21 protein-coding genes and 1 tRNA gene are annotated in these 22,091 nt (G+C 65.5%); 6 read left to right on the plus strand and 16 right to left on the minus strand.

Annotated elements, in window-relative coordinates:
• Nucleotides 1-31 precede the first annotated feature (31 nt).
• Nucleotides 32-1,180 (plus strand): MBL fold metallo-hydrolase, encoded by a 1,149-nt coding sequence (locus tag BM031_RS01470; RefSeq protein WP_229408378.1) that lies wholly within the window; start codon nucleotides 32-34, stop codon nucleotides 1,178-1,180.
• Between the two features lie 59 nt (nucleotides 1,181-1,239).
• On the opposite strand, the gene fucP is transcribed toward BM031_RS01470, so the two are convergent.
• From fucP to BM031_RS01515, 9 genes are all read right to left on the minus strand, one after another.
• On the minus strand, nucleotides 1,240-2,565 hold the full coding sequence (gene fucP, locus BM031_RS01475; protein ID WP_091870128.1) for an L-fucose:H+ symporter permease: 1,326 nt from the start codon (nucleotides 2,563-2,565) through the stop codon (nucleotides 1,240-1,242).
• A gap of 15 nt (nucleotides 2,566-2,580) precedes the next feature.
• On the minus strand, nucleotides 2,581-3,546 hold the full coding sequence (locus BM031_RS01480; protein ID WP_091870131.1) for a glucokinase: 966 nt from the start codon (nucleotides 3,544-3,546) through the stop codon (nucleotides 2,581-2,583).
• Entirely contained in the window at nucleotides 3,543-6,032 is a 2,490-nt protein-coding gene (locus tag BM031_RS01485) for a glycoside hydrolase family 3 protein (protein WP_091870133.1), read from the minus strand. Before BM031_RS01485 ends, BM031_RS01480 begins: the two co-directional genes overlap by 4 nt.
• A 22-nt stretch (nucleotides 6,033-6,054) precedes the next feature.
• A complete protein-coding gene (locus tag BM031_RS01490; protein WP_091870136.1) occupies nucleotides 6,055-7,422 on the minus strand; it encodes a GH1 family beta-glucosidase in 1,368 nt (455 codons plus the stop codon).
• 110 nt (nucleotides 7,423-7,532) lie between these two features.
• Nucleotides 7,533-8,561, minus strand: a complete 1,029-nt coding sequence (locus BM031_RS01495) for a LacI family DNA-binding transcriptional regulator (protein ID WP_091870139.1) — start codon at nucleotides 8,559-8,561, stop codon at nucleotides 7,533-7,535.
• Nucleotides 8,562-8,649: 88 nt separating this feature from the next.
• Nucleotides 8,650-9,702 (minus strand): ABC transporter ATP-binding protein, encoded by a 1,053-nt coding sequence (locus BM031_RS01500; RefSeq protein ID WP_091870142.1) that lies wholly within the window; start codon nucleotides 9,700-9,702, stop codon nucleotides 8,650-8,652.
• 7 nt (nucleotides 9,703-9,709) lie between these two features.
• Nucleotides 9,710-10,609, minus strand: coding sequence for a carbohydrate ABC transporter permease (locus BM031_RS01505; protein ID WP_091870145.1), 900 nt, complete (start codon nucleotides 10,607-10,609; stop codon nucleotides 9,710-9,712).
• On the minus strand, nucleotides 10,606-11,478 hold the full coding sequence (locus BM031_RS01510) for a carbohydrate ABC transporter permease (protein WP_091870148.1): 873 nt from the start codon (nucleotides 11,476-11,478) through the stop codon (nucleotides 10,606-10,608). The genes BM031_RS01505 and BM031_RS01510 overlap by 4 nt, the downstream gene beginning before the upstream one ends.
• 1 nt (nucleotide 11,479) lies before the next feature.
• Nucleotides 11,480-12,736, minus strand: coding sequence for an ABC transporter substrate-binding protein (locus BM031_RS01515; RefSeq protein ID WP_091870150.1), 1,257 nt, complete (start codon nucleotides 12,734-12,736; stop codon nucleotides 11,480-11,482).
• Between the two features lie 311 nt (nucleotides 12,737-13,047).
• Here BM031_RS01515 and BM031_RS01520 point away from each other — a divergent pair, with 311 nt between their 5' ends.
• Complete coding sequence (locus tag BM031_RS01520) at nucleotides 13,048-13,554, plus strand: glycoside hydrolase family 24 protein (protein WP_229408381.1); 507 nt, start codon at nucleotides 13,048-13,050, stop codon at nucleotides 13,552-13,554.
• 125 nt (nucleotides 13,555-13,679) lie between these two features.
• Here BM031_RS01520 and BM031_RS01525 read toward each other — a convergent pair.
• The 6 genes from BM031_RS01525 to petA all read right to left on the minus strand — a co-directional run bounded on the left by BM031_RS01525 (nucleotide 13,680) and on the right by petA (nucleotide 17,933).
• A tRNA-Thr gene (locus BM031_RS01525) sits at nucleotides 13,680-13,755 on the minus strand.
• A 26-nt stretch (nucleotides 13,756-13,781) separates the two neighbouring features.
• Nucleotides 13,782-14,264 (minus strand): ClpXP protease specificity-enhancing factor, encoded by a 483-nt coding sequence (locus tag BM031_RS01530; RefSeq protein ID WP_091870153.1) that lies wholly within the window; start codon nucleotides 14,262-14,264, stop codon nucleotides 13,782-13,784.
• 130 nt (nucleotides 14,265-14,394) lie between these two features.
• Nucleotides 14,395-15,006, minus strand: coding sequence for a glutathione S-transferase N-terminal domain-containing protein (locus BM031_RS01535; protein ID WP_091870155.1), 612 nt, complete (start codon nucleotides 15,004-15,006; stop codon nucleotides 14,395-14,397).
• A gap of 99 nt (nucleotides 15,007-15,105) precedes the next feature.
• Nucleotides 15,106-15,870: a cytochrome c1 gene (locus tag BM031_RS01540; protein ID WP_091870158.1), complete on the minus strand. Its 765-nt coding sequence runs from the start codon at nucleotides 15,868-15,870 to the stop codon at nucleotides 15,106-15,108.
• Nucleotides 15,871-15,901: 31 nt separating this feature from the next.
• Nucleotides 15,902-17,317: a cytochrome b gene (locus BM031_RS01545; RefSeq protein WP_091870160.1), complete on the minus strand. Its 1,416-nt coding sequence runs from the start codon at nucleotides 17,315-17,317 to the stop codon at nucleotides 15,902-15,904.
• A gap of 1 nt (nucleotide 17,318) precedes the next feature.
• Nucleotides 17,319-17,933, minus strand: a complete 615-nt coding sequence (petA, locus tag BM031_RS01550) for a ubiquinol-cytochrome c reductase iron-sulfur subunit (RefSeq protein ID WP_091870163.1) — start codon at nucleotides 17,931-17,933, stop codon at nucleotides 17,319-17,321.
• Nucleotides 17,934-18,169: 236 nt separating this feature from the next.
• On the opposite strand from petA, the gene mscL reads away from it, so the two are divergent.
• Genes mscL through BM031_RS01575 form a run of 4 tightly spaced genes read left to right on the plus strand, consistent with a single transcriptional unit; the run spans nucleotide 18,170 to nucleotide 20,858 of the window.
• Nucleotides 18,170-18,580, plus strand: a complete 411-nt coding sequence (gene mscL, locus BM031_RS01560) for a large conductance mechanosensitive channel protein MscL (protein ID WP_091870168.1) — start codon at nucleotides 18,170-18,172, stop codon at nucleotides 18,578-18,580.
• A 47-nt stretch (nucleotides 18,581-18,627) separates the two neighbouring features.
• Nucleotides 18,628-19,779: a Do family serine endopeptidase gene (locus tag BM031_RS01565; RefSeq protein ID WP_091870398.1), complete on the plus strand. Its 1,152-nt coding sequence runs from the start codon at nucleotides 18,628-18,630 to the stop codon at nucleotides 19,777-19,779.
• A gap of 18 nt (nucleotides 19,780-19,797) precedes the next feature.
• Nucleotides 19,798-20,490 (plus strand): DUF2461 domain-containing protein, encoded by a 693-nt coding sequence (locus BM031_RS01570; protein ID WP_091870171.1) that lies wholly within the window; start codon nucleotides 19,798-19,800, stop codon nucleotides 20,488-20,490.
• A 20-nt stretch (nucleotides 20,491-20,510) separates the two neighbouring features.
• On the plus strand, nucleotides 20,511-20,858 hold the full coding sequence (locus tag BM031_RS01575; protein ID WP_091870174.1) for a cupin domain-containing protein: 348 nt from the start codon (nucleotides 20,511-20,513) through the stop codon (nucleotides 20,856-20,858).
• A gap of 185 nt (nucleotides 20,859-21,043) precedes the next feature.
• Here the strand turns inward: BM031_RS01575 and BM031_RS01580 are convergent, their stop codons facing one another.
• Nucleotides 21,044-22,075, minus strand: coding sequence for an NAD(P)H-dependent glycerol-3-phosphate dehydrogenase (locus tag BM031_RS01580; protein WP_091870177.1), 1,032 nt, complete (start codon nucleotides 22,073-22,075; stop codon nucleotides 21,044-21,046).
• Nucleotides 22,076-22,091 lie beyond the last annotated feature (16 nt).

Here is a 22,091-nt window from a genome sequence, read left to right on the forward strand (position 1 = left end):
GTGTACTTTTGCCGTTCATGTCAGGTTATTCATGCGCATTCTGTTCGTCACGCTACTTCTGGGAGTCGTCTCCATCATGGCCTACTGCACCCTCGCTACCGCTACCGCTACCGCTACCGCTACCGCTACCGCTACCGCTACCGCTACCGCTACCGCTACCGCTACCGCTACCGCTACCGCTGCGCCGCACCGCGACGCTTCGCCCCATTTCCTGGACGGCAAATTCCGCAACGCGATCAAGATGCGCGACTACAGCATCGGCGAAATGGCCAGCCTGTGGTGGAACGCCATGCTCAACAAGCCGGCCGGCACCATGCCGAAGGAGGCGATCCCGGTGCGTGCGTTGACCCGGGCCGCCCTGCTGGCCGCGCCCGACAACACCCTGTACCGCCTCGGCCACTCGACCATGCTGGTGAAGCTGGGCGGCGCCTTCTACCTGACCGACCCGGTGTTTTCCGAGCGCGCTTCGCCAGTGCAGTGGGCCGGCCCCAAGCGCTTCCATGCGCCGCCGATCAGCATCGAGGAACTCCCGCCGATCAAGGCCGTCATCCTGTCGCACGACCATTACGACCACCTCGATTTCGCCGCCATCAAGGCGCTGGCCGCCAAGACCGAGCACTTCCTTACCCCGCTGGGCGTGGGCGACCGGCTGGTGGCGTGGGGCGTGGACGCGGCCAAGGTGCGCCAGTTCGACTGGTGGCAGGAAGCGCGTATCGATGGTGTGCGTTTCGTCGCCACGCCGGCCCAGCACTTCTCGGGCCGCACATTGGCCGACCGCGACACCACGCTGTGGGCGTCCTGGGTGATCCTGCACCAGGACCTGCGCCTGTTCTTCAGCGGCGACAGTGGCTATTTCACCGGCTTCAAGGAGATCGGCGAACGCTTCGGCCCGTTTGATGTCGCGATGGTGGAAACCGGCGCCTACGACCCGCAGTGGCCGGACGTGCACATGCAGCCGGAAGAAACCCTGCAGGCCTTCCTCGACCTGAAGGGCAAGTGGCTGCTGCCGGTCCACAACGGCACCTTCGACCTGGCCCTGCACCGCTGGCAGGACCCGCTTGAGCGCATCTCTGCCTTGGCGGCGGCAAAAGGCGCGCTGCTGACGACGCCGGAAATGGGCGAGCCGCTGCGGCTCGCACAGCCGCATGCCGGCGCGCCGTGGTGGCGTGGCCTGGAGTGAGTCCGCAATAAAAAATGCCCGCGATGAAGCGGGCATTTTTTTACCAAACGGTCAGGAAATCAGGCCGTGGCGACCGGCTGCTTGTGCAGGTTCACATACTTCACGCCGTAGTACAGGATGAACAGGTAGCACACGGCAGGCACCAGGAAGGATGGCTGCAGGCCGATGGTGTCGGCAAACATGCCCTGGATGAAGGGCACCACGGCGCCGCCCACGATCGCCATGCACAGGATGCCCGAACCTTGGCCGGTGAACTTGCCCAGGCCGTGCAGCGCGAGGCTGAAGATGGTCGGGAACATGATCGAATTGCACAGGCCGACCGCGATGATCGCCCACATCGCCAGCTGGCCTTCGCTGAAGGTCGCCAGCAGCACCAGCAGGATCGAACCGAGGGCATTGAAGGCCAGGGTCTTGCCCGGGCTGATGTAGCGCATCACGGCGAAGCCGATGAAACGGCCCACCAGCGCGCCGCCCCAGTACAGGCTGACGTACTGCGCCGCGTCCGCGTGGCTCAGGCCAGCGATATTGCCCTCGCCGAGGAAGTTGATCAGGAAGCTGCCGATGCTCACCTCGGCGCCCACATACAGGAAGATCGCGACTGCGCCCAGCACCAGGTGGCGATAGGCCATCGCGCCGCCCTTGCCGTCGAGGGCCGGCTTGCCGTCGTCGGCGTGGTCGAGCTTCGGCAGCTTGGCCACCGCGAACAGCACCGCCAGGATCGCCAGCGCCGCCGCCAGGGCCAGGTAAGGGCCCTGCACCGCGGCCGCTTCCTGCGCCTTGTGCGCGGCCTGCTCGGCGGCCGACATGGCCGCCAGCTGGTCCGCGCCCACCGCTGCCGCGGACAGGATCAGCAAGCCGCCCAGCGCCGGCGCCACCGTGGTGCCGAGCGAATTGAAGGCCTGGGTGAGGGTGAGGCGGCTGGACGCCGTCGGCGCCGGCCCGAGCACGGTCACGTAGGGGTTGGCCGCCACCTGCAGGATGGTGATGCCGCTGGCCAGCACGAAGAAGGCGAACAGGAACAGGCCGTAACCGCCTTTCGAGGCCGGGTAGAACAGCGCGCAGCCGGCGGCCGCGATCATGAGGCCCGTCACGGCGCCGTTCTGGTAGCCGATCTTCTTGATCAGCATCCCGGCCGGCAGCGACACGATGAAATAGGCGCCGAAGAAGCAGAACTGCACCAGCATCGCCTGCAGGTAGGTGAGGGTGTAGATCGACTTCAGGTGCGGGATCAGCACGTCGTTGAGCGACGTGAGCAGGCCCCACATGAAGAACAGGATGGTGACGATGACGAGCGCACTGGTGTGCTGGGTATGCTCGCCCGGCGTAGCCTGCGCCGCCGAAGGCGACGCGGCGGCTGCCGTGGGTTTCGGTGCTGTGTTCTGCATGGGGTCTCCGTATTGTTAATGCAGTGCTGCGACATGATCCGACAGCATGGCGGATACGCCACGCAGCGCCGGGTATTGCTCGGTGATCAGGTAAGTCGGGATGCGCGCGAGGTAGGGGCCCAGGCGTCCCTTGTCCTCGAAGCGTTCGCGGAAGGCCGATCCGGTGAACAGCTTGCCCAGGCGCGGCGCGATGCCGCCCCCGATATACATGCCGCCGGTCGCGCCCAGCGTGAGCGCGACGTTGCCGGCCACGCTGCCAAGGATAGCGCAGAATGCTTCGACGGTGCGAAGGCAGTCGGCCGAGCTCCCGGCCAGCGCCGCGCCGGTGATGGCCGGCGCCTCGAGGCGCTTGCCGGTACGGGCCCAATGGATCAGCTCCAGCCCCATGCCCGACAGCAGGCGCTCGGCCGACACGTGGCCGTACTCGCCCCACAAGGCTTCCAGGATCGCCACTTCTTCCTTGCTGGACGGGGCGAAGCTCACGTGGCCCCCTTCGCCCGCCAGCGCGATCCAGCGCCCGCCGGCCGGGATCACACCCGAGACGCCCAGGCCGGTGCCGGGCCCGATCAGGCCGATGGGGCGGTTGGGCAGTTCGATGCCGCCGCCGATCCGCTCGCGGCCATCGAGCCCCAGGTGGGGCAGCGACATCGCCAGCGCGGCGAAATCGTTCACTACCAGCAGCGTCGCCAATCCCTGCTGCACCCGCAACTCCTCGATCGAAAAGCTCCAGTGGTGGTTGGTCATGCTGACCCGGTCTTCCTCCACCGGGTTGGCGATCGCGATCGCCGCGTGGCGCAGGCCCTGCACCGCGCAGCCGCGCGCGGCCGCCTGGCCAAGGTAGGCCTGCATCGCCGCGCCCAGGGTCGGGTAATCGGCGCAGGCCAGCACGTCGATATCGGCCAGGCCGGCGCTCGCCGACTCCAGTGCGAAGCGGGCATTGGTGCCGCCGATGTCGGCCAGCAGCCGCAGTTCCTGGCTCATCGCAGGTCCTCGCAGCGCACGGCGTCCGGTTCCACGGCGGCGCCGCCGGCGATCTCGATGCTGGTGAAGGCGGCGGCAAAGGCGGCGTCGCTAGTGATCTGGAATGGTGCATCGACCTTCGCCAGGTCAGTGCCCCTGGCCTGGAAGCAGGCGAGCGGGATCTTGACGGTCTGCTTGCCCTTGCCGGCCAGGCGCTGGAACAGCGCGGTGGCGTCGAGCGTGCCGGCGCCCATGCCCATGCTGACCTTGCCGGCCGGTGCGCCGGTGACGATGGTGTCGAAGCGCAGCGCCGCGTTGGTGCTGGCCGCCGCCGGCAGCACCATCGGACGCGCGCCGCGCGCCTCCAGCGTGGCCGGACCGGTCCAGGTCACCAGCTTGGCGTCCTGCTGGGTATTGACCTGCGAAGTCTGCACGGTGACGCCTGGCAGGGTAAAGGTTGAGTTGAGGTCGGCGCCCAGCACCATGTGTTGCGATCCGGCACGGATATGCAGCGGGAAGCTGGCGCGGTCGGCCTGGCTGAACACCGGGAAGGTATTGCTCACACCGCAGCCGCCGGACGGGTAGGCGGCGTCCAGCTTGCCGACTGTCGAGCGGGTGGCCGTCTTCAGGCCGTAACCCCAGGCGAACAGCGGCGCGTAGTCCTTGTCGCCGACATTCAGGTCGGTCTGGCAGGCGGACTTCGGCCACGAGAAGGGCAGCTTGCCGCTGAATGCATGGCGCTTGGCACCGGCCACCAGCAGGTCCGACACGCCCTTGCCCTCGGTGCCCGGCAGCCAGGCGGCCACGAAGACGTCCGACAGGTTGAGCAGGTCGTTGACGAACAGCGGGCGGCCCGAGACGAATACGGTGACCACCGGCTTGCCCTTGCCGGCCACCGCCTGCAGGACCGCCAGGTCTTCCGGATAGCGCCCGCTGTGGCGCAGGGTTCCGTTGGGGCCGATGTCGCCGTCGCCTTCCGCATACGGGCGCTCGCCGATGACCGCGATCACCGCATCGAAGGCCGCCACGTCCACGCCTTGCCCATCGACGCTGAACGTCACCTTGTCCGTGCCCGCCGCGTCGCGAATGCCGGCCAGGATCGTGTCGCCGTTCGGGAAGTCGGCATTGGTGTTGGCCGTGCCCTGCCAGGTGATCGACCAGCCGCCGCTCTGGTTCGACATGTCGTCCGCGCTTTTCCCCACCACGAGGATCTTCTTGCCGCGGGCGATCGGCAGCACCGGGTTGTCGTTCTTGAGCAGTACCAGCGATTCGCGCACCGCGCGGCGCGCCAGTTCGCGCGGCTTCATCGCCGCGTCCTTGCCTGCGTAGGCGTTCTGGGCCGGACTCTTGTCGAACAGGCCGGCGCGCAGCTTGACGCGGATGATGCGGCTGACCGCATCGTCGATGCGCGCCATCGGGATCTCGCCCGCTTCCACCTGCTTGATGGTGTTGGCGATGAAGGCCTTCCAGTCGTCCGGCACCATGATCATGTCGTTGCCGGCATTGATCGCCGCCGCGCAGCTGTCGTTGCGGCAGCCCGGCACTTCGCCGTGGCCGTTCCAGTCGGTGACGACGAAACCGTCGAAGCCCATCTTGCCCTTGAGGGTGTCGGTGAGCATGCTGCGGCTGCCGTGCATCTTGCCGTAGTTGGTGCCGCCGGCGACGTCGTTCCACGAGTTGAACGAGGACATGACGGTCTGGGCCCCGGCCTGCAGGGCAGGGTAGTAGCCGGCCCCGTGGATGTTGATCATCTGGGCCTTGCTCGACTTGTTGACGCCACGGTCCTTGCCGTGTTCGGTGCCGCCGTCGCCGATGAAGTGCTTGGCGGTGGCGATGGTGTTGGCGTCATCCTTGAGCTTGCCCTGCATGCCGCGCACATAGGCGCCGGCATAGCTTTTCACCACGTCCGGATTCTCGGAATAGCTTTCATAGGTGCGCCCCCAGCGGTCGTCGCGCACCACGGCCAGGGTCGGCCCGAACACCCAGGCGATGCCGCTGGCGCGGGTGGCTTTCGCGGTGGCTGCGCCGATTTCCTCGAGCAGCTTCGGGTTGCGCGCCGCGCCCAGGCCGATATTGTGCGGGAAGAGGGTCGCGCCAAAGACGTTGTTGTGGCCATGCACCGCATCGGTTCCCCACACCACCGGCACTTTGACCGCCATGTCGGTGGCCATCGAGGCTTCGTGGTAGCGCTGGGCCAGCGCCAGCCATTCGGCCGCATTCGCATGCTTGTTCCCGTTCGGCCAGCTGCCGCCGCCATTGAGCACCGAGCCGAGGTAGTAGCGTTTCACGTCCTCCGGCGACGCGCTCTTGATCTCGGGCTGGGTCATCTGGCCGACCTTCTGCGCCAGCGTCATCTTGCCGACGATGTCGCGCACGCGCTGCTCGAGCGCCGCGTCCTTGCCGATGGCGCTGTGGACGCGCGGCCAGTCTGTCATCGGCGCCGCACTGGCGGGAAGGGCGGCGGCGAGGGCAAGCGCCAGTACTGGATTGCGGAGCATGGGTGTCATGGCTGTCTTTCTAAGTAGGATCTCATTCGCCGTGCAGGAAGGAGCGGTACCACTTGCCGCTGCTTTTCAGGCGCCGTTCCTGGGTCGCGTAATCGATGTGGGTGAGCCCGAAGCGCTTCAGGTAGCCTTCCGCCCATTCGAAATTGTCGAGCAGGCTCCAGGCGAAGTAGCCCTTCACCGGCGCGCCGTCCCGGATCGCGCACTTGAGCGAGGCCAGGTGGCTCACCAGGTATTGGCGCCGCTCGACGTCGTCGATCTCGCCATCCGCGCCCACCTGGTCCGGATAGCAGGAACCGTTCTCGGTGATGTACATCGGGCCCGGGTGGTAGTCGTCCTCGATGCGCGCCAGGAGTTCGGCCAGTCCCGCGGGCGCGACTTCCCATCCCATGTAGGTGGTCGCGGCGCCTTCGGCCGGCGGCAGCACGCGCGCCGACAGGGGCGCGTGCGCCGGGTCGTGCTCGATGGTCTCGGGGAAGTAGTAGTTCACGCCAAGGAAATCGGTCGGCACCGCGATGGCGTCCAGGTCGCCCGGCAGCACGATTGGCGCGGCGTCGCCGATGGCCTCGAGCGTCGCCTGCGGGTAGCCGCGCCCATACAGCGGATCGAGGAACCAGCGGTAGCGCAGGCCGTCATGGCGCGCGGCGGCGGCGATGTCTTCCGGCTTGCCGCTGGCCGCGCGCACCGGGTGCAGGCTCAGGGCGATGCCGACCTGCGCATCCGGCACGTTGGCGCGGATCAGCGGCACCGCCTTGCCGTGCGAGAGCAGCACGTGGTGGGCCACCTGCAGCGCGGTCTTGAAGTCGGTGTTGCCGGGCGCATGCCAGCCTTCGAAGTTGCCGATGATAGCGGTGCACCAGGGCTCGTTGTGCGTGATCCAGTGCTGCACGCGGTCGCCCAGGCGGCGCGTCATCGCATCCACGAAGGCCAGGTAGGCGTCGACGGTGGCGCGGTTATTCCAGCCGCCGGTGTCTTGCAGGTATTGCGGCAGGTCCCAGTGGTAGAGCGTGGCCCAGGGCTGCAGGCCGCGTTCCAGCATGCCGTCCACCAGGCGCGAATAGAAATCCAGCCCCTTTTCGTTCGGCTTGCCGCCGACCTCGGAAAAGATGCGCGGCCAGGCGATCGAGAAGCGGTAGGCGTTCAGGCCCATGTCGCGGCCGATGTCGAAGTCTTCCGGCCAGCGGTGGTAGTGGTCGCAGGCGACCGCGCCGCTGGAACCGTCCTTCACCTTGCCCGGGGTGGCGGCGAAACGGTCCCAGATCGACTCGACCCGGCCGTCTTCGGAAGCGGCGCCTTCGATCTGGTACGAGGAGGTGGCACAGCCCCACAAAAAGTCGGGGGCAAAATCGCCGCGCGATGGTGCGCCCGGCTCGGGAATGTCAGCTTTTTTCATGGTCTGGTCTTATGTGGATGCGCGCGTGTCGATATACGCAAGAATATTTGGAAAGCTTTCCATTTGCAATCTAAAAAAAAGGCGGACGAGGCCGCACAGGGCGCCGTCCTTCATTTTTTCGCCTTGCGGGTGGGTGCGACCCGCGCCAGCGAGGCGCGCAGGGTCACGCTGACCGGGAAGGTGCGCGAGACCGGGCGCTGCAGGTCGTAGCAGCGGTTGAGCAGGGCGTTGAGGCCATTGAGCGTCATTTCGCGCCACGGCATATGCACCGAGGTCAGGCGCGGGGCGGCAAACGCCGCGCTGGGCGTGTCGTCGTAGCCGATCACGGACAAGTCGCGCGGCACGCTGATGCCGGCTTCCTGGAAATAGGACAGGGCGCCCACCGCCATCTCGTCGTTGGCGCAGAACAGCGCGGTGCAGCTGCGGCCCGAATCGATCAGCTCCTTGGCCGCGGCCCAGCCGCCGGCCGGCGAAAAATCGCTCTCGGCCACCCACAGCTTGGCGGTATCGATGCCTTCGCCTTCCAGTTCGTCCATGAAGCCCTTGATGCGGGCCACGTTGTCGGCCAGCGCCGCCGGGCCCGAGAGCACGGCGATGTCGCGGTGCTTGTAGTCGAGCAGGGTGCGCGCCGCCATGCGCCCGCCCAGCACGTGGTCGACTGTGAAGCACTGGTCGGGAATGCCGGTGAATTCGTGGTTCAGCGCGACCAATTGGCGCTGCTTGCCGCCGAGGGTGGCGAGGTCGTCGTCGGTGAGGGCGCTGGTCATCATGATCAGGCCGTCGCAACCGCGCTCGATCAGGAACTCGATGCCTTCCATCGCCTGGCGCCGCGCGTCGCCCAGGCCGACGCCGAAGGCCACCACCATGTGCAGGCCGGCGGCGCGCAGCTCGGTGTCGATGATCTGCAGGATCGGGGTATAGAAGGTGCCGCTCAGGACAGGGATGTAGACGCCGATCATCCGGCTGGTGCCGGACAGCAGGGCGCGCGCCGCGTGCGAAGGGCGGAATCCCAGCTCGTCGATCGCCTTGCGCACCCGCTCCAGGGTGGCAGGCGACACCGATCCCTTGCCGCTGACGACACGGGAAGCGGTGCCGAGGCCAACCCCGGCGAGGCGCGCTACGTCCTTGATGGTTGCCACTGGAGATCCTTCATTCTTGAGCGGTTTTTCAAAAAACACTGAAGCATACTGCATTAAACTGACACTGGCACCTGTCTTTGCAGGGCCTTTACAAACGCTTGCCGCTGGCCGGATCGAACAGCGACACCCGCGCCATGTCGATGTCGAAGCGCACCGCCTGGCCAGCCGCCAGCGGCCGCGGGTCATGCACGATGCAGGACAGCGGATGGCCGCCGCAATCGAGCCACGCGACCTGGTGGTTCCCCATCGGCTCGACCAGGGTCACCGTCGCCTGCAGCGAGCCGCTCGGGGCCAGGTGGATATCCTCCGGGCGCACCGCCAGCGTCACCGCGCCCGGCGTGGCCGCGTGGCCGGGCGGCAGGTTGGCGACCAGGGGGCCGGCGCCGAAGCGCTGCTGCGCATCGACTTCGCCGTCAATGAAATTCATCGACGGCGAACCGAGGAAGCCGGCCACGAAGCGGTTGGCCGGGCGTTCATAGACTTCGCTCGGGGTGCCGATCTGCTGGATGCTCCCGCCCTGCATCACGACGATGCGGGTGGCCAGGGTCATCGCCTCGGCCTGGTCGTGGGTCACGTAGATCATGGTCGAACCGAGCGCGCCGTGCAGCAGCTTGAGCTCGCGGCGCAGTTCCGCGCGCAGCTTGGCGTCGAGGTTCGACAGCGGCTCGTCGAACAGGTAGACCCCCGCTTCGCGCACCAGCGCGCGCCCGATCGCCACGCGCTGGCGCTGGCCACCGGAGAGCTGGGCCGGCTTGCGCTCGAGCAGCGCTTCGAGCTGCAGCATCTCGGCCGCGCGCTGCACGCGGCGCTTGACCTCGGCCTTGGGCGCGCCCGAGATGCGCAAGCCGAAGGACATGTTCTTTTCCACCGTCATGGTCGGGTACAGCGCATACGACTGGAACACCATGCCGATCCCGCGCTCGCTCGGGTCGGCATGGCTCATGTCGATGCCGCCGATCTCGATGCTGCCGGCGGCCAGGTCGATCAGGCCGGCGATGCTGTGCAAGAGGGTCGACTTGCCGCAGCCGGAAGGGCCGAGCAGCACCAGGAATTCGCCCGGTTCGACCTGCAGGTCGAGGTCGCGTACGACCGCATTGCTGCCGCGGGTGATGCACAGTTTGCGCAGGTGGACGTTGGACATGGACTGGTTAACCTTTGACTGCGCCGGCCGCGATACCGCGCACGAACCAGCGTCCCGAGATGAAGTAGATCGCCAGCGGAACCGCCGCGGTCAGGATGGTCGCGGCCATGTTGACGTTGTACAGGCGCGTGCCGGTGGTGGTATTGATCACGTTATTGAGCTGCACCGTCATCGGCGCATGCTCGCGGCCCGCGAACACCAGGCCCAGGATGTAGTCGTTCCAGACGCCCGTCACCTGCATGATGGCGGCCACCACGATGATCGGCAGCGACATCGGCAGCATCACCTGGAGGAAGATGCGCCAGAAACCGCCGCCGTCGATGCGCGCGGCCTGGAACAGCTCCTGCGGCACCGCCGCATAGTAATTCCGGAACAGCAGGGTCATGATCGGCATGCCGAAGATGACGTGCACCAGCACGATCGCCGGCAGCGAGCCGAATATGCCGGCGCGCGCCATCATCCACACCAGCGGGTAGATCATGACCTGCACCGGGATGAAGGCGCCGGCCAGCAGCACGCCGAACAGCATGTTCGCCCCGCGCGGGCGCCAGAACGACAGCGCATAGCCGTTGATGGCCCCCAGCAGGATCGGGATGATCGTGCTCGGCACCGTGATCGCCACCGAGTTCCAGAAGCCGCCGCTGACCTGGGCCCAGGCGTCCTGCCACGGCGCGATGGTGGCCAACGCGGGCAGGGCGAACACGTTGCCGCTTCGGATCTCGTCCATCGACTTGAAGGAGGTGATGATCATGACGTACAGCGGCAGCAGGAAGTACAGCGCGGCGCTGAACAGGAAGGCATACACGCCCAGGCGCGCAGGAGACAAGCGCTTGCGGCGCGCGCGCGGCGTGGCAGGAGCGGAGTCGAACGCCATGGCGGGGGCAGCGGGCAGGGTGGTGTCGCTCATGCGCGTGCCTTCCTGCTGCGGGCGTAGGCATAGGGCGCCAGCAACGCCAGCACGGGAATGAGCAGGGTCACCGCGCCGGCCGAGGCCAGCGCGATGTTCGAGCGCAGGAACAGGTGGTCCATGATGAACTTGGCCGGCACCTCGCTGGCCGTGCCCGGCCCGCCGCCGGTCATGGCGACCACCGCGTCGTACAGCTTGACCACCGCGGTGCACAGCAGCAGGAACACGGTGGCGACGGTCGGGCCCAGCATCGGCAGCACGATCTGCAGGTACACGCGCCAGGCCGGGATGCCGTCCAGGCGCGCCGCCTTGTAGATTTCCGGGTCCACCCCGCGCAGGCCGGCCAGCATCATCGCCATCACCAGGCCCGAGGCCTGCCACACGGCGGCGATCACGATGGTGTAGATCACCATCTCCTGGTCGACCAGCCAGTCGAAGCGGAAGTCGGTCAAGCCGAGCCGCTGCACCGCCCCTTCGATGCCGGCGCCGGGCGCCAGCATCCACTGCCATACCAGGCCGGTGGCGATGAAGGACATCGCATACGGATACAGGAACACCGTGCGGAGAAAACCCTCGCCGCGCACGTCCTGGTCGATGAATGCGGCCAGCAGGAAGCCCAGCACCATGCAGGCGACGATGAACAGCGCGCCATACAGGGCCAGGTTGTTCAGCGAGATCAGCCAGCGCTCGTTGTCGAACAGGCGCGCATACTGGGCGAAGCCGATGAAGTTATCGGACGAGAAGGTGCGCGAGCTGGTAAGCGAGGTGCGCACGGTCCACAGCGCGGCGCCGATGTAGGCGACCAGCACCGTCAGCGCCATCGGCAGCAGGGCGATGTGCGGGGTGAGCTTGTTGGCGCGGGCGAGCATGTCAGTATTTGAGGGCGTTGGCGATGCTGCGCTGGGCCTTCTCGGCCGGCATATTCGTGTTCCAGTAGGCGGTCAGCACATCCTGCATGGCGCCGTTCTGGTCCGGCGTGAGGTAGACCTCGGTGACGCCGGCCTGGCGCGCGCGGTCCTTCATGATCTCGATGCCCTTCTGCGCGCACAGGTCCAGTTCCGCCGCGTTCACATCCGTACGCACGGGAATCGACCCTTTCAGCTTGCTGAAGCCCACCTGCAGCCCGGGTTGCGAGACCACGTTGGCGAGCAGGTTCTGCGCCTTCACCGCCTGGGCGTCGTCGGTGCGCGGGAAGACGAACACGTCGCCCTGGATCAGGTAGGGCGTGCCCGGCCCCAGGCCCGCCATGCAGCCGTAGTGGCGGCCCGCGACCTGGCGCGCATTGGTGAACTCGCCCTTGGCCCAGTCGCCCATCACCTGGAAGCCGGCGCGGCCGCTGATGACCAGGGCGGTGGCGTCATTCCAGTTGCGGCCCGGCGCGCCCGCATCCACGTAGGCCTTCAGGCGCTTGAAGGTGAGCAGCACCTTGCGGAAGGCGGGCGAGAGCAGGGTCGCCTGGTCGCGGTCGCGCATCGATTTCAGGTACAGCTCCTTGCCGCCCATATTGGCCAGGATGGCCGAGAACAGCACGGTTTCCTGCCAGGCCTGGCCGCCGTGGGCCAGGGGGATGATGCCGGCCGCCTTGAGCTTGTCGAGCGCGGCGAAGAATTCGGCCATGCTCTCCGGCTCCTTCGCAATGCCGGCCTTCCGGAAGGCGGACTTCGAATACCAGAACCAGGTCTGCATGTGGATGTTCAGCGGCACCGCATAGTAATGGCCGTCGACCTTGATGACGTCGATGATCGGCGCCGGCAGCAGCTGGTCCCAGTTCTGCGCGCGCGCGACGGTATCGACATTATTGAGCATCCCTGCTTCGATCACGTCGAGGAACTGCTTGGAGGTGTTGAACTGGGCGGCGGTCGGCGGGTTGCCGCCGACGATGCGGTTGATGGTCACCGCGCGCGACTGGTCGCCGCCGGCAATGGCCGTGTCGATCCACACGCCGCCGGCATTGCGGTAGGCCTGGGCCACCTGCTTGACCGCGGCCGACTCGCCGCCCGAGGTCCACCAGTGGATGACCTCCGCCTTGGGACTGGCGTGGCTTGAGGCCGACGCCGACGCAGCGTGCGCCGAAGCGGCAGCGCACAGCCATGCGCAGGCTGCCGCCAGGGTGCGTACTGTGAACATCGTGTCTCCGTTTTCGTGCCGTTATTTTTTTGGTAAGTTGGAAACGTTACCAATGGCTTCGATCGACTATAGCACCGGGTGAAATCTCGGTCAAACAAATATTGCGGTCAGGGATTTTGGCACAGTTTCACTACCCTTCAGGCAAGGATTTCTTCGAAGACTGTTTTGCTTAGCCGCAAGCAGCTTGTTCGATGTCCATGACGATGGTCGAACGCAGGCGGGATTCTGCGCTTTCTCAAGCGTCCGGGCAGGGCGCTTCCTACCATGAAGCGAAGGCTGCCCTAACGGCGGCATCACCTGAGGAGGTGGGCATGAACCTGCGCATGAAGAACCGCCTTGCGGAAAACGCGGCGCTGCTGGCGCACCCGAATGTCGCCGCCTTCATGAAGGCCATCGCCGTGGCGGAGGGCGGCGGCTACGACTTCAAGTACGGCGCGCTCAAGGGCCGCAGGGAGGACCGCTGGCGCTTCACCGACACCTCCACGCACCCGGGGCCTGGCATCGACGGCAAGACCACGGCGGCGGGCATGTACCAGATCACCCGGCCCACGTGGCAGCACCATGGCGGCAAGCTGGGGCTGACTGACTTTTCCCCGCACACCCAGGACTTGATTGCGGTCGAGATCCTGCGCAGCATCGGGGTTATCGAGCTGGTCAAGGCCGGCGACATTGCCGGCGCCATGCCCAGGGCAGCGCGCACCTGGGCCGCGCTGCCGATGGGGCCGGGGCTGTGCAATCGCTATCCGCCGCAACGCTATGTGCCGTACAACGAATTCGTGTCGGCGTACACGGCGGCGGGCGGGCAGTTGCTGGCTTGACGTGTTTTGGCTGCAGGAGCGGGGGCCCACTGCAAGCTGTCAGGGGCATGGTGCAGCAACAGTGCAGCAATATCCCAAAACGAAAAAGGGTCACAGCGTAAGACGCCGTGACCCTTCACAATTACTGGTGCCGGCTGCCGGTTTCGAACTGGCCACCTGATGATTACAAATCAACTGCTCTACCAAATGAGCTAAGCCGGCGTGATCTTTAGGACAAGAATTATACCTTACTTGATCCTGGTCAGCGTTGGGCGACCGCCCTTCTTGGGCGGCTCGTCGTTGTCATCGGGCGACGTTGCCGCGTCGGCCGGCGCTTCCGCCTGCCGGTCGGGCACTGCCGACAGCGCCGGGGCCGGGGCGTCCACGGATTCTTCCGCAGCAGGCGCGTCCGCCGCCGTCGCGCCGACTTCGAACGCCATGCCCTGGCCGTTCTCGTTGGCGTAGATCGCCAGCACGTTCTGCACTGGGATGTAGAGCTCGCGCGAGACGCCGTTGAAGCGGGCGCGGAAGTGGATGGCGTCGTTGTCCATCTTCAGGCCCGAGGTGGCGCCGTAGCTGATGTTCAAGATGATCTCGCCTTTGCGCACGTATTCCATCGGTACCGAGGTGGTGGCATCGACCTTGACGGCCAGGTAGGGCGTGTAGCCGCTGTCCGTGCACCATTCGTAGATGGCGCGCAGGAGGTAGGGCTTGGTGGAGATATCTGACATTGGTTCTGCTTGATAAGTACTAGGCGTCCACGCCAGTTTACCGGATTCGCCGGGGCGCGTCCGGGACCGGCGTGTACCGGATCAGTGGTAGCGCGCAGGGACAATGCCCGTCGCGCCACCGAGCGTCGTGTTAGCGGCGCATGACCTTTTCGGACGGGGTCAGTGCTTCGATGTAGGCCGGGCGCGAGAAGATGCGCTCGGCGTACTTCATCAGCGGTGCCGCGGTCTTGGACAGCTCGATGCCGTAGTGGTCCAGGCGCCACAGCAGCGGGGCGATGGCGACGTCGAGCATCGAGAACTCGTCGCCGAGCATGTACTTGTTCTTCAGGAACAGCGGGGCCAGCGTGGTCAGGCGGTCGCGGATTTCGGCGCGCGCCTTGTCGTGGCTCTTGTCGTTCGTCTTGTTGCGCTCGCTTTCCAGCACGTGCACGTGGACGAACAGTTCCTTTTCAAAATTGAACAGCATCAGGCGGGCACGGGCGCGCATCAGCGGGTCGGCCGGCATCAGCTGCGGATGCGGGAAGCGCTCGTCGATGTACTCGTTGATGATGTTCGATTCGTACAGGATCAGTTCGCGCTCGACCAGAATCGGTACCTGGCCGTAGGGGTTCATCGTCGAAATGTCTTCCGGCTTGTTGAACAGGTCGACGTCGCGCACCTCGAAGTCCATGCCCTTTTCGAACAGGACCAGGCGGCAGCGTTGGGAGAACGGGCACGTGGTGCCGGAGTAGAGAACCATCATGGTTTATAGTTCCTTAAGAAACAAAGGGGTGAAGCGCCAAGCGACTCACCCCGAAAAATGATTGCCCGTATTATAGCCAACCGGGCAATGAAAGCGAATTTACTTCACTTCTTTCCAGTACGACTCATTCAGGCGCCAGGCCAGGAAGGCGAAAAGGGTGAGGAATAGCAACACAATAACGCCCAACTTCTTGCGCGTGCCTTGCGCTGGCTCAGCCATCCAGCTCATGTAGGCAACCAGGTCGGCCGTCGCGGTGTCGAACTCCTGCTGCGACATCGTGCCCGGCGACACCTGCTCGAAACCGGCGAACTGGTGGATCGTCTTGCCGTGCGCGTGCGGGTCAGGCACGTCGGCGAACTTCGCCACGCGCACGCCCTGCTGCTGCCACATCACGTGCGGCATCGCCACGTTCGGCACCACCATGTTGTTCCAGCCGGTCGGGCGGGTATCGTCCTTGTAGAAGGTGCGCAGGTAGGTGTAGATGTAGTCCGGGCCGCTGCCTGCCGGCGAGGCCTTGGCGCGGGTCATCACCGACAAATCCGGCGGCACCGCACCGAACCACGCCTTGGCGTCGTCCGGGCGCAGGGCCGTCGTCATCATGCCGCCCACCTTGTCTTGAGAAAACAACAGGTTGGTCTTGATCTGCTCTTCGGTCAAGCCCAGGTCGCGCAGGCGGTTGTAGCGCATGCTCGAGGCAGAGTGGCAGTTCAGGCAGTGGTTGACGAACAGCTTGGCGCCGTTCTGCAGCGACGACATGTCGTGGCGCTCAGGCGCCCGCTCCAGCGGGAAGCCGCCTTCGGCCGCAAAAACCAGCCCCGGCACCAGCGCCAGGACTGCGATCAGTTTCTTCGCAAAATATTTCATGTGCTTGTCCTTGTGCTTTGTGTTCTGGCGATCAGTGTGGCGTGAAGGTCAGGCGCGTCGGGACCGGCTTGAACCGGCCCATCGTGCTCCACCACGGCATCAGCAGGAAGAACGCAAAGTACAGCAGGGTCGCCACTTGCGAGATCAGCGTGTAGGCCGGCGTCGGCAGCTGGGTACCCAGGTAGCCCAGCGCCACGAAGCACAGGCCGAACACGATGTACACATACTTGTGCCAGTCCGGGCGGTAGCGGATCGAGCGCACCGGCGAGTGGTCGAGCCACGGCAGGAAGGCGATGATCACCACCGACGAACCGAACAGCACCACGCCCCAGAATTTCGCATCGAGCACCTGTGGCAGCATGCCGACCACCAGCACCAGGCCGATGACCGCGACCGCGATCTTGGTCTTGTAGGCCAGGCGCGACTTGAACCAGATGAACACGACGTAGGCGGCGATCGCGGCCATCAGCACGTACATGAAGTCGGCGGTGGTGGCGCGCAGCACCGAGTAGAACGGCGTGAAGTACCAGGTCGGGGCGATGTGCGGCGGCGTCTTCATCGAATCGGCCGGCAGGAAGTTGTTGTATTCCAGGAAGTAGCCACCCATCTCAGGCGCGAAGAACACGATTGCCGAGAAAATGAGCAGGAACACCGACACGCCGAAGAAGTCCTTGGTCGAGTAGTACGGGTGCGACATGATGCCGTCCACCGGGTGGCCGTCCGGGCCCAGGTTGTCCTTGATCTCGATGCCGTCCGGGTTGTTCGAGCCCACTTCGTGCAGCGCGATCAGGTGGGCGGCGACCAGGCCCAGGATCACCAGCGGCAGCGCGATGACGTGGAAGGCGAAGAAGCGGTTCAGGGTGGCGTCGGACACCACGTAGTCGCCGCGGATCCACAGCGACAGGTCCGGGCCGATGACGGGAATCGCACCGAACAGGTTGACGATCACCTGGGCGCCCCAGTACGACATCTGGCCCCATGGCAGCAGGTAGCCAAAGAAGGCTTCGGCCATCAGGCACAGGAAGATCGCGAAACCGAAGATCCAGATCAGCTCGCGCGGTTTGCGGTAGGAGCCGTACATCAGGCCGCGCGCCATGTGCAGGTAGACCACGATGAAGAACATCGAGGCGCCGGTGGAGTGCATGTAGCGCACCAGCCAGCCCCACGGCACTTCGCGCATGATGTATTCGACCGAACCGAAGGCCAGGTTGGCGTCCGGCTTGTAGTGCATGGTCAGGAAGATGCCGGTGACGATCTGCAGCACCAGCACCAGCATGGCCAGCGAGCCGAAGATGTACCAGAAATTGAAATTCTTCGGGGCGTAGTACTTGCCCCACTGGTCGTTCCACAGCTTGGTCAGCGGGAAGCGGTCGTCGACCCAGGCCAGGGCCTTCTGGCCCACCGGCGCGTTGGCCGGCAGTTGCGTCTCTTTGAAGGGGGCGCCCATGTTATGCCTCGCCTTTCTCATCTTTGCCGATGATCAGGCGGTTATCGGACAGGTACATGTACGGCGGCACATCCATGTTGGTCGGCGCCGGCTTGTTCTTGAACACGCGCGCCGACAGGTCGAAGGTCGAGCCGTGGCAAGGGCACAGGAAACCGCCCGGCCAATTATCGGGCAGGTTCGGTTGCGGGCCCGAGGCGAGGCGCGACGATGGCGAGCAGCCGAGGTGGGAACAGATACCGACGGTGACCAGCACTTCCTTGTGCTCGGCGCGGGCGCGATAGGGGTTCTTGGCGTATTCCGGCACCGGCAGCTGGAACTCTTTCTCGGAGTTCGGGTCGGCCAGTTCGCCCGCGTCCTTCTCCAGGGTGGCCATCATTTCCGGCGTGCGGCGCAGGATCCAGACCGGCTTGCCGCGCCATTCGACGACCTTCATCTCGCCTGGCTTGACGTCGCCGATGTCAACCTCGACCGGGGCGCCGGCGGCTTTCGCGCGCTCGGACGGCTGGAAGGTGCTGACGAGCACGCCCGCCGTGGATACCCCGACAACGCCGCCGGCCGCGCATGTAGCGACGAGCAGCCCGCGTCGGCCTGAATCGACCTGTTTTTCGTTACTCATACCAACCCCACTCCGTGAAAATACGAACTTTAAGAATCAAGTAAAGAGCTTCCAGCAACGCAAAATTATATGTGAACGGCAATACCGATTGGAAAAAAATTATCAAGCGGACACAACAAGCTTGAAATATGAAGCTTTTCGGGGCCATAAAGATGCTGGGAAGCCTGTGCGTACACCCCCCGGGAGCTTGGAGTATGATGAAGCTCCTTGCCTCAATAACAATGAAAGGAATGGCCATGAGCATGATGGGTGAGTTTAAAACGTTCGCAATGCGCGGCAACGTCGTCGATCTTGCGGTCGGCGTGATTATCGGTGGCGCTTTCGGGCGGATCGTCGACTCCTTGGTCAAGGACGTGATCATGCCCCCGATCAGCATGTTGTTCGGTGGCCTCGATTTCGCCAATTACTATCTTCCGCTGAACGGCCAGGACACGGCGCTACCCTTGGCCGAAGCCCAGAAAGCGGGCGCCGTGCTCGCTTACGGCAATTTTTTGACCATCCTGCTGAACTTCATCCTGCTGGCGTTTGTCATCTTCCAGATGGTGCGGCTGGTGAACCGGCTGCGCGGACCGATCGAGCCGGTAACGGCCGCGGAAGCGGAAGAAATTTTGCTGTTGCGTGACATTCGCGATTCGCTCAAAAAGTGAAAGACGGCGCCCTCCACGAACTCCGCCCGGCCCGCCAGCGCGGGCCGCTGCAGCGCTATTGGCTGCTGTTCGCGCAGGCCGTGACGGTGGCGTTGGCGCTGTATTTCGTGGTGGCGGCGCTGCAGCCGGAGTGGCTGCAGCGCGCCCCGACCCAGGTCGGCGTGGGCGTGCCGGGCAGGGCGGTGCCGGTGCTGCAGGGTGCGAGCGTGCCGGCCAGCGGCAGCTACCGCGAGGCGGCGGGGCGCGCCATGCCGGCGGTGGTCAATATCCTCACCAGCAAGGCGTCGCGCGACACCCATCCGCTGCTGAAAGACCCCTTCTTCCGCCGCTTCTTTGGCGACCGCATGCCGCCCGACGAACAATTGGCCAGCCTGGGCTCGGGGGTGATCGTCAGCACCGAAGGCTATATCCTCACCAACAACCATGTGGTGGAAGGCGCCGACATCATCGAGGTCGGCCTGGCGGACGGCCGCAAGGCGCCGGCGCAGGTGGTGGGCACCGATCCGGAAACCGACCTGGCCGTGATCCGCATCGCGGCGCGCAATCTGCCCGTCATGGTGCTGGGCGACCCGGAAGCGGCGCGGGTGGGCGACGTGGTGCTGGCCATCGGCAACCCGTTCGGGGTCGGCCAGACCGTCACGCTCGGCATCATTTCCGCGCTGGGGCGCAACAACCTGCACATCAACCACTTCGAAAATTTCATCCAGACCGACGCCGCGATCAACTTCGGCAACTCGGGCGGGGCGCTGGTCGATACCCAGGGGCAGCTGCTCGGGATTAACTCGGCGATTTACTCGCAGACCGGCGGCTCGGTCGGCATCGGCTTCGCCATTCCCGTCACCACGGCCAAAACCGTGCTGGAATCGATCATCAAGCACGGCCAGGTGGTGCGCGGCTGGATCGGCATCGAATCGCAGGACATCACGCCGGAACTGGCGGAAAGCTTTGGCCTCGGCCGCTCCAGCGGCGCCATCATCGCCGGCGTGGTGCGCGGCGGGCCGGCCGACCGCGCCGGCATGCGCCCGGGCGACATCCTGGTGGCCGTGGCCGGCAAGGCGGTGGCCAATACCAGCGACATGCTCAAGCTCATCGCCGCGCTCGAGCCGGGCGAAAAAGTCCCGCTGCGCATCCTGCGCAAGAACCGCGAGTCCACGCTCGACGTCACCGTCGGCAAGCGGCCGCGCCAGCCTTCCCAGTAACCCTTTTTTGGACCACCCATGCACCTGCGTGACCTGACGCAATTTTTAAGCGAGCTCAGCGAAAACAACACCCGTCCCTGGTTCATCATGAACAAGCCGCGCTACGACATCCTGCGTGCGGAATTCCTCGACGTCGTCACCGAGCTGATCCGCGAACTCGGCAGCTTCGACAAGCAGGTGGCCGGCTGCGACCCCAAGAAAGCCATGTTCCGGATCCACCGCGACGTGCGCTTCGCCAAGGACAAGCGCCCCTATAAAACCCATTTCTCGGCCGGCATCGCACCGCTCAACAAGCGCCGCCCGAGCGCGGCGGGCGGGCCGACCTATTACTTCCACATCGAGGCCGACGGCAAGCTGTTGTTCGGCGCCGGCGAATACCTGCCGCCAGCGCACCGCCTGAAAGCGATCCGCGAACACGTGGTCAACGATGCGACAGGCTTCAGCAAAATGTTGAAGAATAAGCATCTACGCAGCACCTATGGCGACCTGCAGGAAGAAGACAAACTGCAACGCCCGCCCAAGGGCATCGACCCCGGCCACCCGCTGGTGGAATACCTGAAGCTCAAGAGCTTTTTCGTGTGGATCGAGGTGCCGCTGAAGCTCAACGCACCGGACCTGCTGGTGCCACAATTGGCCAGCGGCATGAAGGACGCGTTCGCGCTGGTCACCTGGCTGCGCGGCGTGCCCGAGGTGCACGAAGAACCGGAATGAACCACTGAACAGGAGGCGACATGGCCTTGCAACATGCAGTTTCGGGCGAGCGGATCGCCTTGCAGCGCGGCGACAACGACATCGCCCATTTCACCTCGATTGCGCTGGTCAAGACCGAGCACATGGAACTGATCCGGCTGGTGCTGCCGAAGGAAAAGCCGATGCCGGAGCATAGCGTCGAGGGCGAGATGACCCTGGTGTGCCTGGAAGGGGAAATCGCATTCGACGCGTACGGCAGCACCACGGTACTGCGGCCCAACGAGATGGTGTACCTGGCCGGCGGGGTGCCGCATGCGATCCGGGCCAATGAGGATGCGGTGGCCTTGCTCACCATTTTGCTGGGGGCGGGGCGGAACAAGGGGAGTTGAGGGGGCGTTTTTGGTGCGCGACCAACTTGGGTGCCGGCCTTCGCCGGTACGACGGTTTTTAGGGCGTTGGTGCTAACGAAGCCGGTGTCCCGCTAACTAAACCAACGTCGTACCGGCGAAGGCGGGAACAATGCCACTGGCATTGTTCCCCCTAATTTTGCGCGAGCAGCGTTAACCCAAAACGATCACGCCAACTCATCCCTCGGATCCCGCGCCAGCAACTGCTGCGCCATCTCCGTCGCGTCCACCCCATCGAACAGCACCGCCGCCACCGCCTCGGTGATCGGCATATCGACCCCCAGCCTTCGCGCCAGCGCGCGTACCGACTTGGCACAGGGTACGCCTTCGGCCACGTGCCCGAGCTCGGCCACGATGGCGTCGAGCTGCTTGCCCTGCGCCAGCGCCAGCCCGACGCGCCGGTTGCGCGATAAATCCCCGGTACAGGTCAGGATCAGGTCGCCCATCCCGGCCAGGCCCATGAAGGTGCCGGGCTGCGCGCCCAGGGTCACGCCGAGGCGGGTGATCTCGGCCAACCCGCGGGTGATCAAGGCCGCGCGGGCGTTCAGCCCCAGCCCCAGCCCGTCGGCCGTGCCGGTGGCGATCGCCATCACATTCTTTACCGCGCCGCCCACTTCCACGCCGACCATGTCGTCGCAGGCGTAGACGCGCAGGTTGTTGCCGTGCGCCGCCGCCACCACGCGCTCGCGCAGCGCGCCCGAAGTCGAGGCCACGGTGAGGGCGCAGGGCAGGGCGCGCGCCACTTCCTGGGCGAACGAGGGACCGGACAGGGCCGCGCCGGCAACCTCATTGCCCAGCACCTCGGCCACCACCTGGTGCGGCAGCAGGCCGGTGCCGGCTTCGAAGCCCTTGCACAGCCAGACCACGTTGGGAATCTTCCGGCCCTGCAGCTGCCCCAGCAGCGGGCGCAGGCCGGCCACCGGGCAGGCCAGGATCAGCAGCGGGGCTTCGTCGTCCAGCGCATCCATCACGTGCCCGAGCGCGGCCTCGAAATCGGCGCTCACTTTCAGGCTGGCCGGCAGCGGATGGCCGGGCAGGTAGTGCAGGTTCTCGCGCGCGCCTTCGGTCTCGGCCATCTGCGCGGGATTGCGGCCCCACAGCAGCACATCGTGGCGGGACGCCAGCGAGATGGCCACGGCGGTGCCCCAGGCGCCGGCGCCCAGGACGGTGATCTTGCTTGGTTTTTTCTGTTGTTGCATGTGTGTAGCCTGAGGG

The sequence above is a fragment of the Massilia yuzhufengensis genome (assembly GCF_900112225.1).
Classification (GTDB): Bacteria; Pseudomonadota; Gammaproteobacteria; order Burkholderiales; family Burkholderiaceae_D; genus Telluria; species Telluria yuzhufengensis.

Excerpts from the sequence above, each read along its gene's own strand:
- BM031_RS01470 (WP_229408378.1), top strand. The coding sequence starts at position 32 with ATGCGCATTCTGTTCGTCACGCTACTTCTGGGAGTCGTCTCCATCATG.
- fucP (WP_091870128.1), bottom strand. The coding sequence starts at position 2,565 with ATGCAGAACACAGCACCGAAACCCACGGCAGCCGCCGCGTCGCCTTCG.
- BM031_RS01480 (WP_091870131.1), bottom strand. The coding sequence starts at position 3,546 with ATGAGCCAGGAACTGCGGCTGCTGGCCGACATCGGCGGCACCAATGCC.
- BM031_RS01485 (WP_091870133.1), bottom strand. The coding sequence starts at position 6,032 with ATGACACCCATGCTCCGCAATCCAGTACTGGCGCTTGCCCTCGCCGCC.
- BM031_RS01490 (WP_091870136.1), bottom strand. The coding sequence starts at position 7,422 with ATGAAAAAAGCTGACATTCCCGAGCCGGGCGCACCATCGCGCGGCGAT.
- BM031_RS01500 (WP_091870142.1), bottom strand. The coding sequence starts at position 9,702 with ATGTCCAACGTCCACCTGCGCAAACTGTGCATCACCCGCGGCAGCAAT.
- BM031_RS01505 (WP_091870145.1), bottom strand. The coding sequence starts at position 10,609 with ATGAGCGACACCACCCTGCCCGCTGCCCCCGCCATGGCGTTCGACTCC.
- BM031_RS01510 (WP_091870148.1), bottom strand. The coding sequence starts at position 11,478 with ATGCTCGCCCGCGCCAACAAGCTCACCCCGCACATCGCCCTGCTGCCG.
- BM031_RS01515 (WP_091870150.1), bottom strand. The coding sequence starts at position 12,736 with ATGTTCACAGTACGCACCCTGGCGGCAGCCTGCGCATGGCTGTGCGCT.
- BM031_RS01520 (WP_229408381.1), top strand. The coding sequence starts at position 13,048 with ATGAACCTGCGCATGAAGAACCGCCTTGCGGAAAACGCGGCGCTGCTG.
- BM031_RS01530 (WP_091870153.1), bottom strand. The coding sequence starts at position 14,264 with ATGTCAGATATCTCCACCAAGCCCTACCTCCTGCGCGCCATCTACGAA.
- BM031_RS01535 (WP_091870155.1), bottom strand. The coding sequence starts at position 15,006 with ATGATGGTTCTCTACTCCGGCACCACGTGCCCGTTCTCCCAACGCTGC.
- BM031_RS01540 (WP_091870158.1), bottom strand. The coding sequence starts at position 15,870 with ATGAAATATTTTGCGAAGAAACTGATCGCAGTCCTGGCGCTGGTGCCG.
- BM031_RS01545 (WP_091870160.1), bottom strand. The coding sequence starts at position 17,317 with ATGGGCGCCCCCTTCAAAGAGACGCAACTGCCGGCCAACGCGCCGGTG.
- petA (WP_091870163.1), bottom strand. The coding sequence starts at position 17,933 with ATGAGTAACGAAAAACAGGTCGATTCAGGCCGACGCGGGCTGCTCGTC.
- mscL (WP_091870168.1), top strand. The coding sequence starts at position 18,170 with ATGAGCATGATGGGTGAGTTTAAAACGTTCGCAATGCGCGGCAACGTC.
- BM031_RS01570 (WP_091870171.1), top strand. The coding sequence starts at position 19,798 with ATGCACCTGCGTGACCTGACGCAATTTTTAAGCGAGCTCAGCGAAAAC.
- BM031_RS01575 (WP_091870174.1), top strand. The coding sequence starts at position 20,511 with ATGGCCTTGCAACATGCAGTTTCGGGCGAGCGGATCGCCTTGCAGCGC.
- BM031_RS01580 (WP_091870177.1), bottom strand. The coding sequence starts at position 22,075 with ATGCAACAACAGAAAAAACCAAGCAAGATCACCGTCCTGGGCGCCGGC.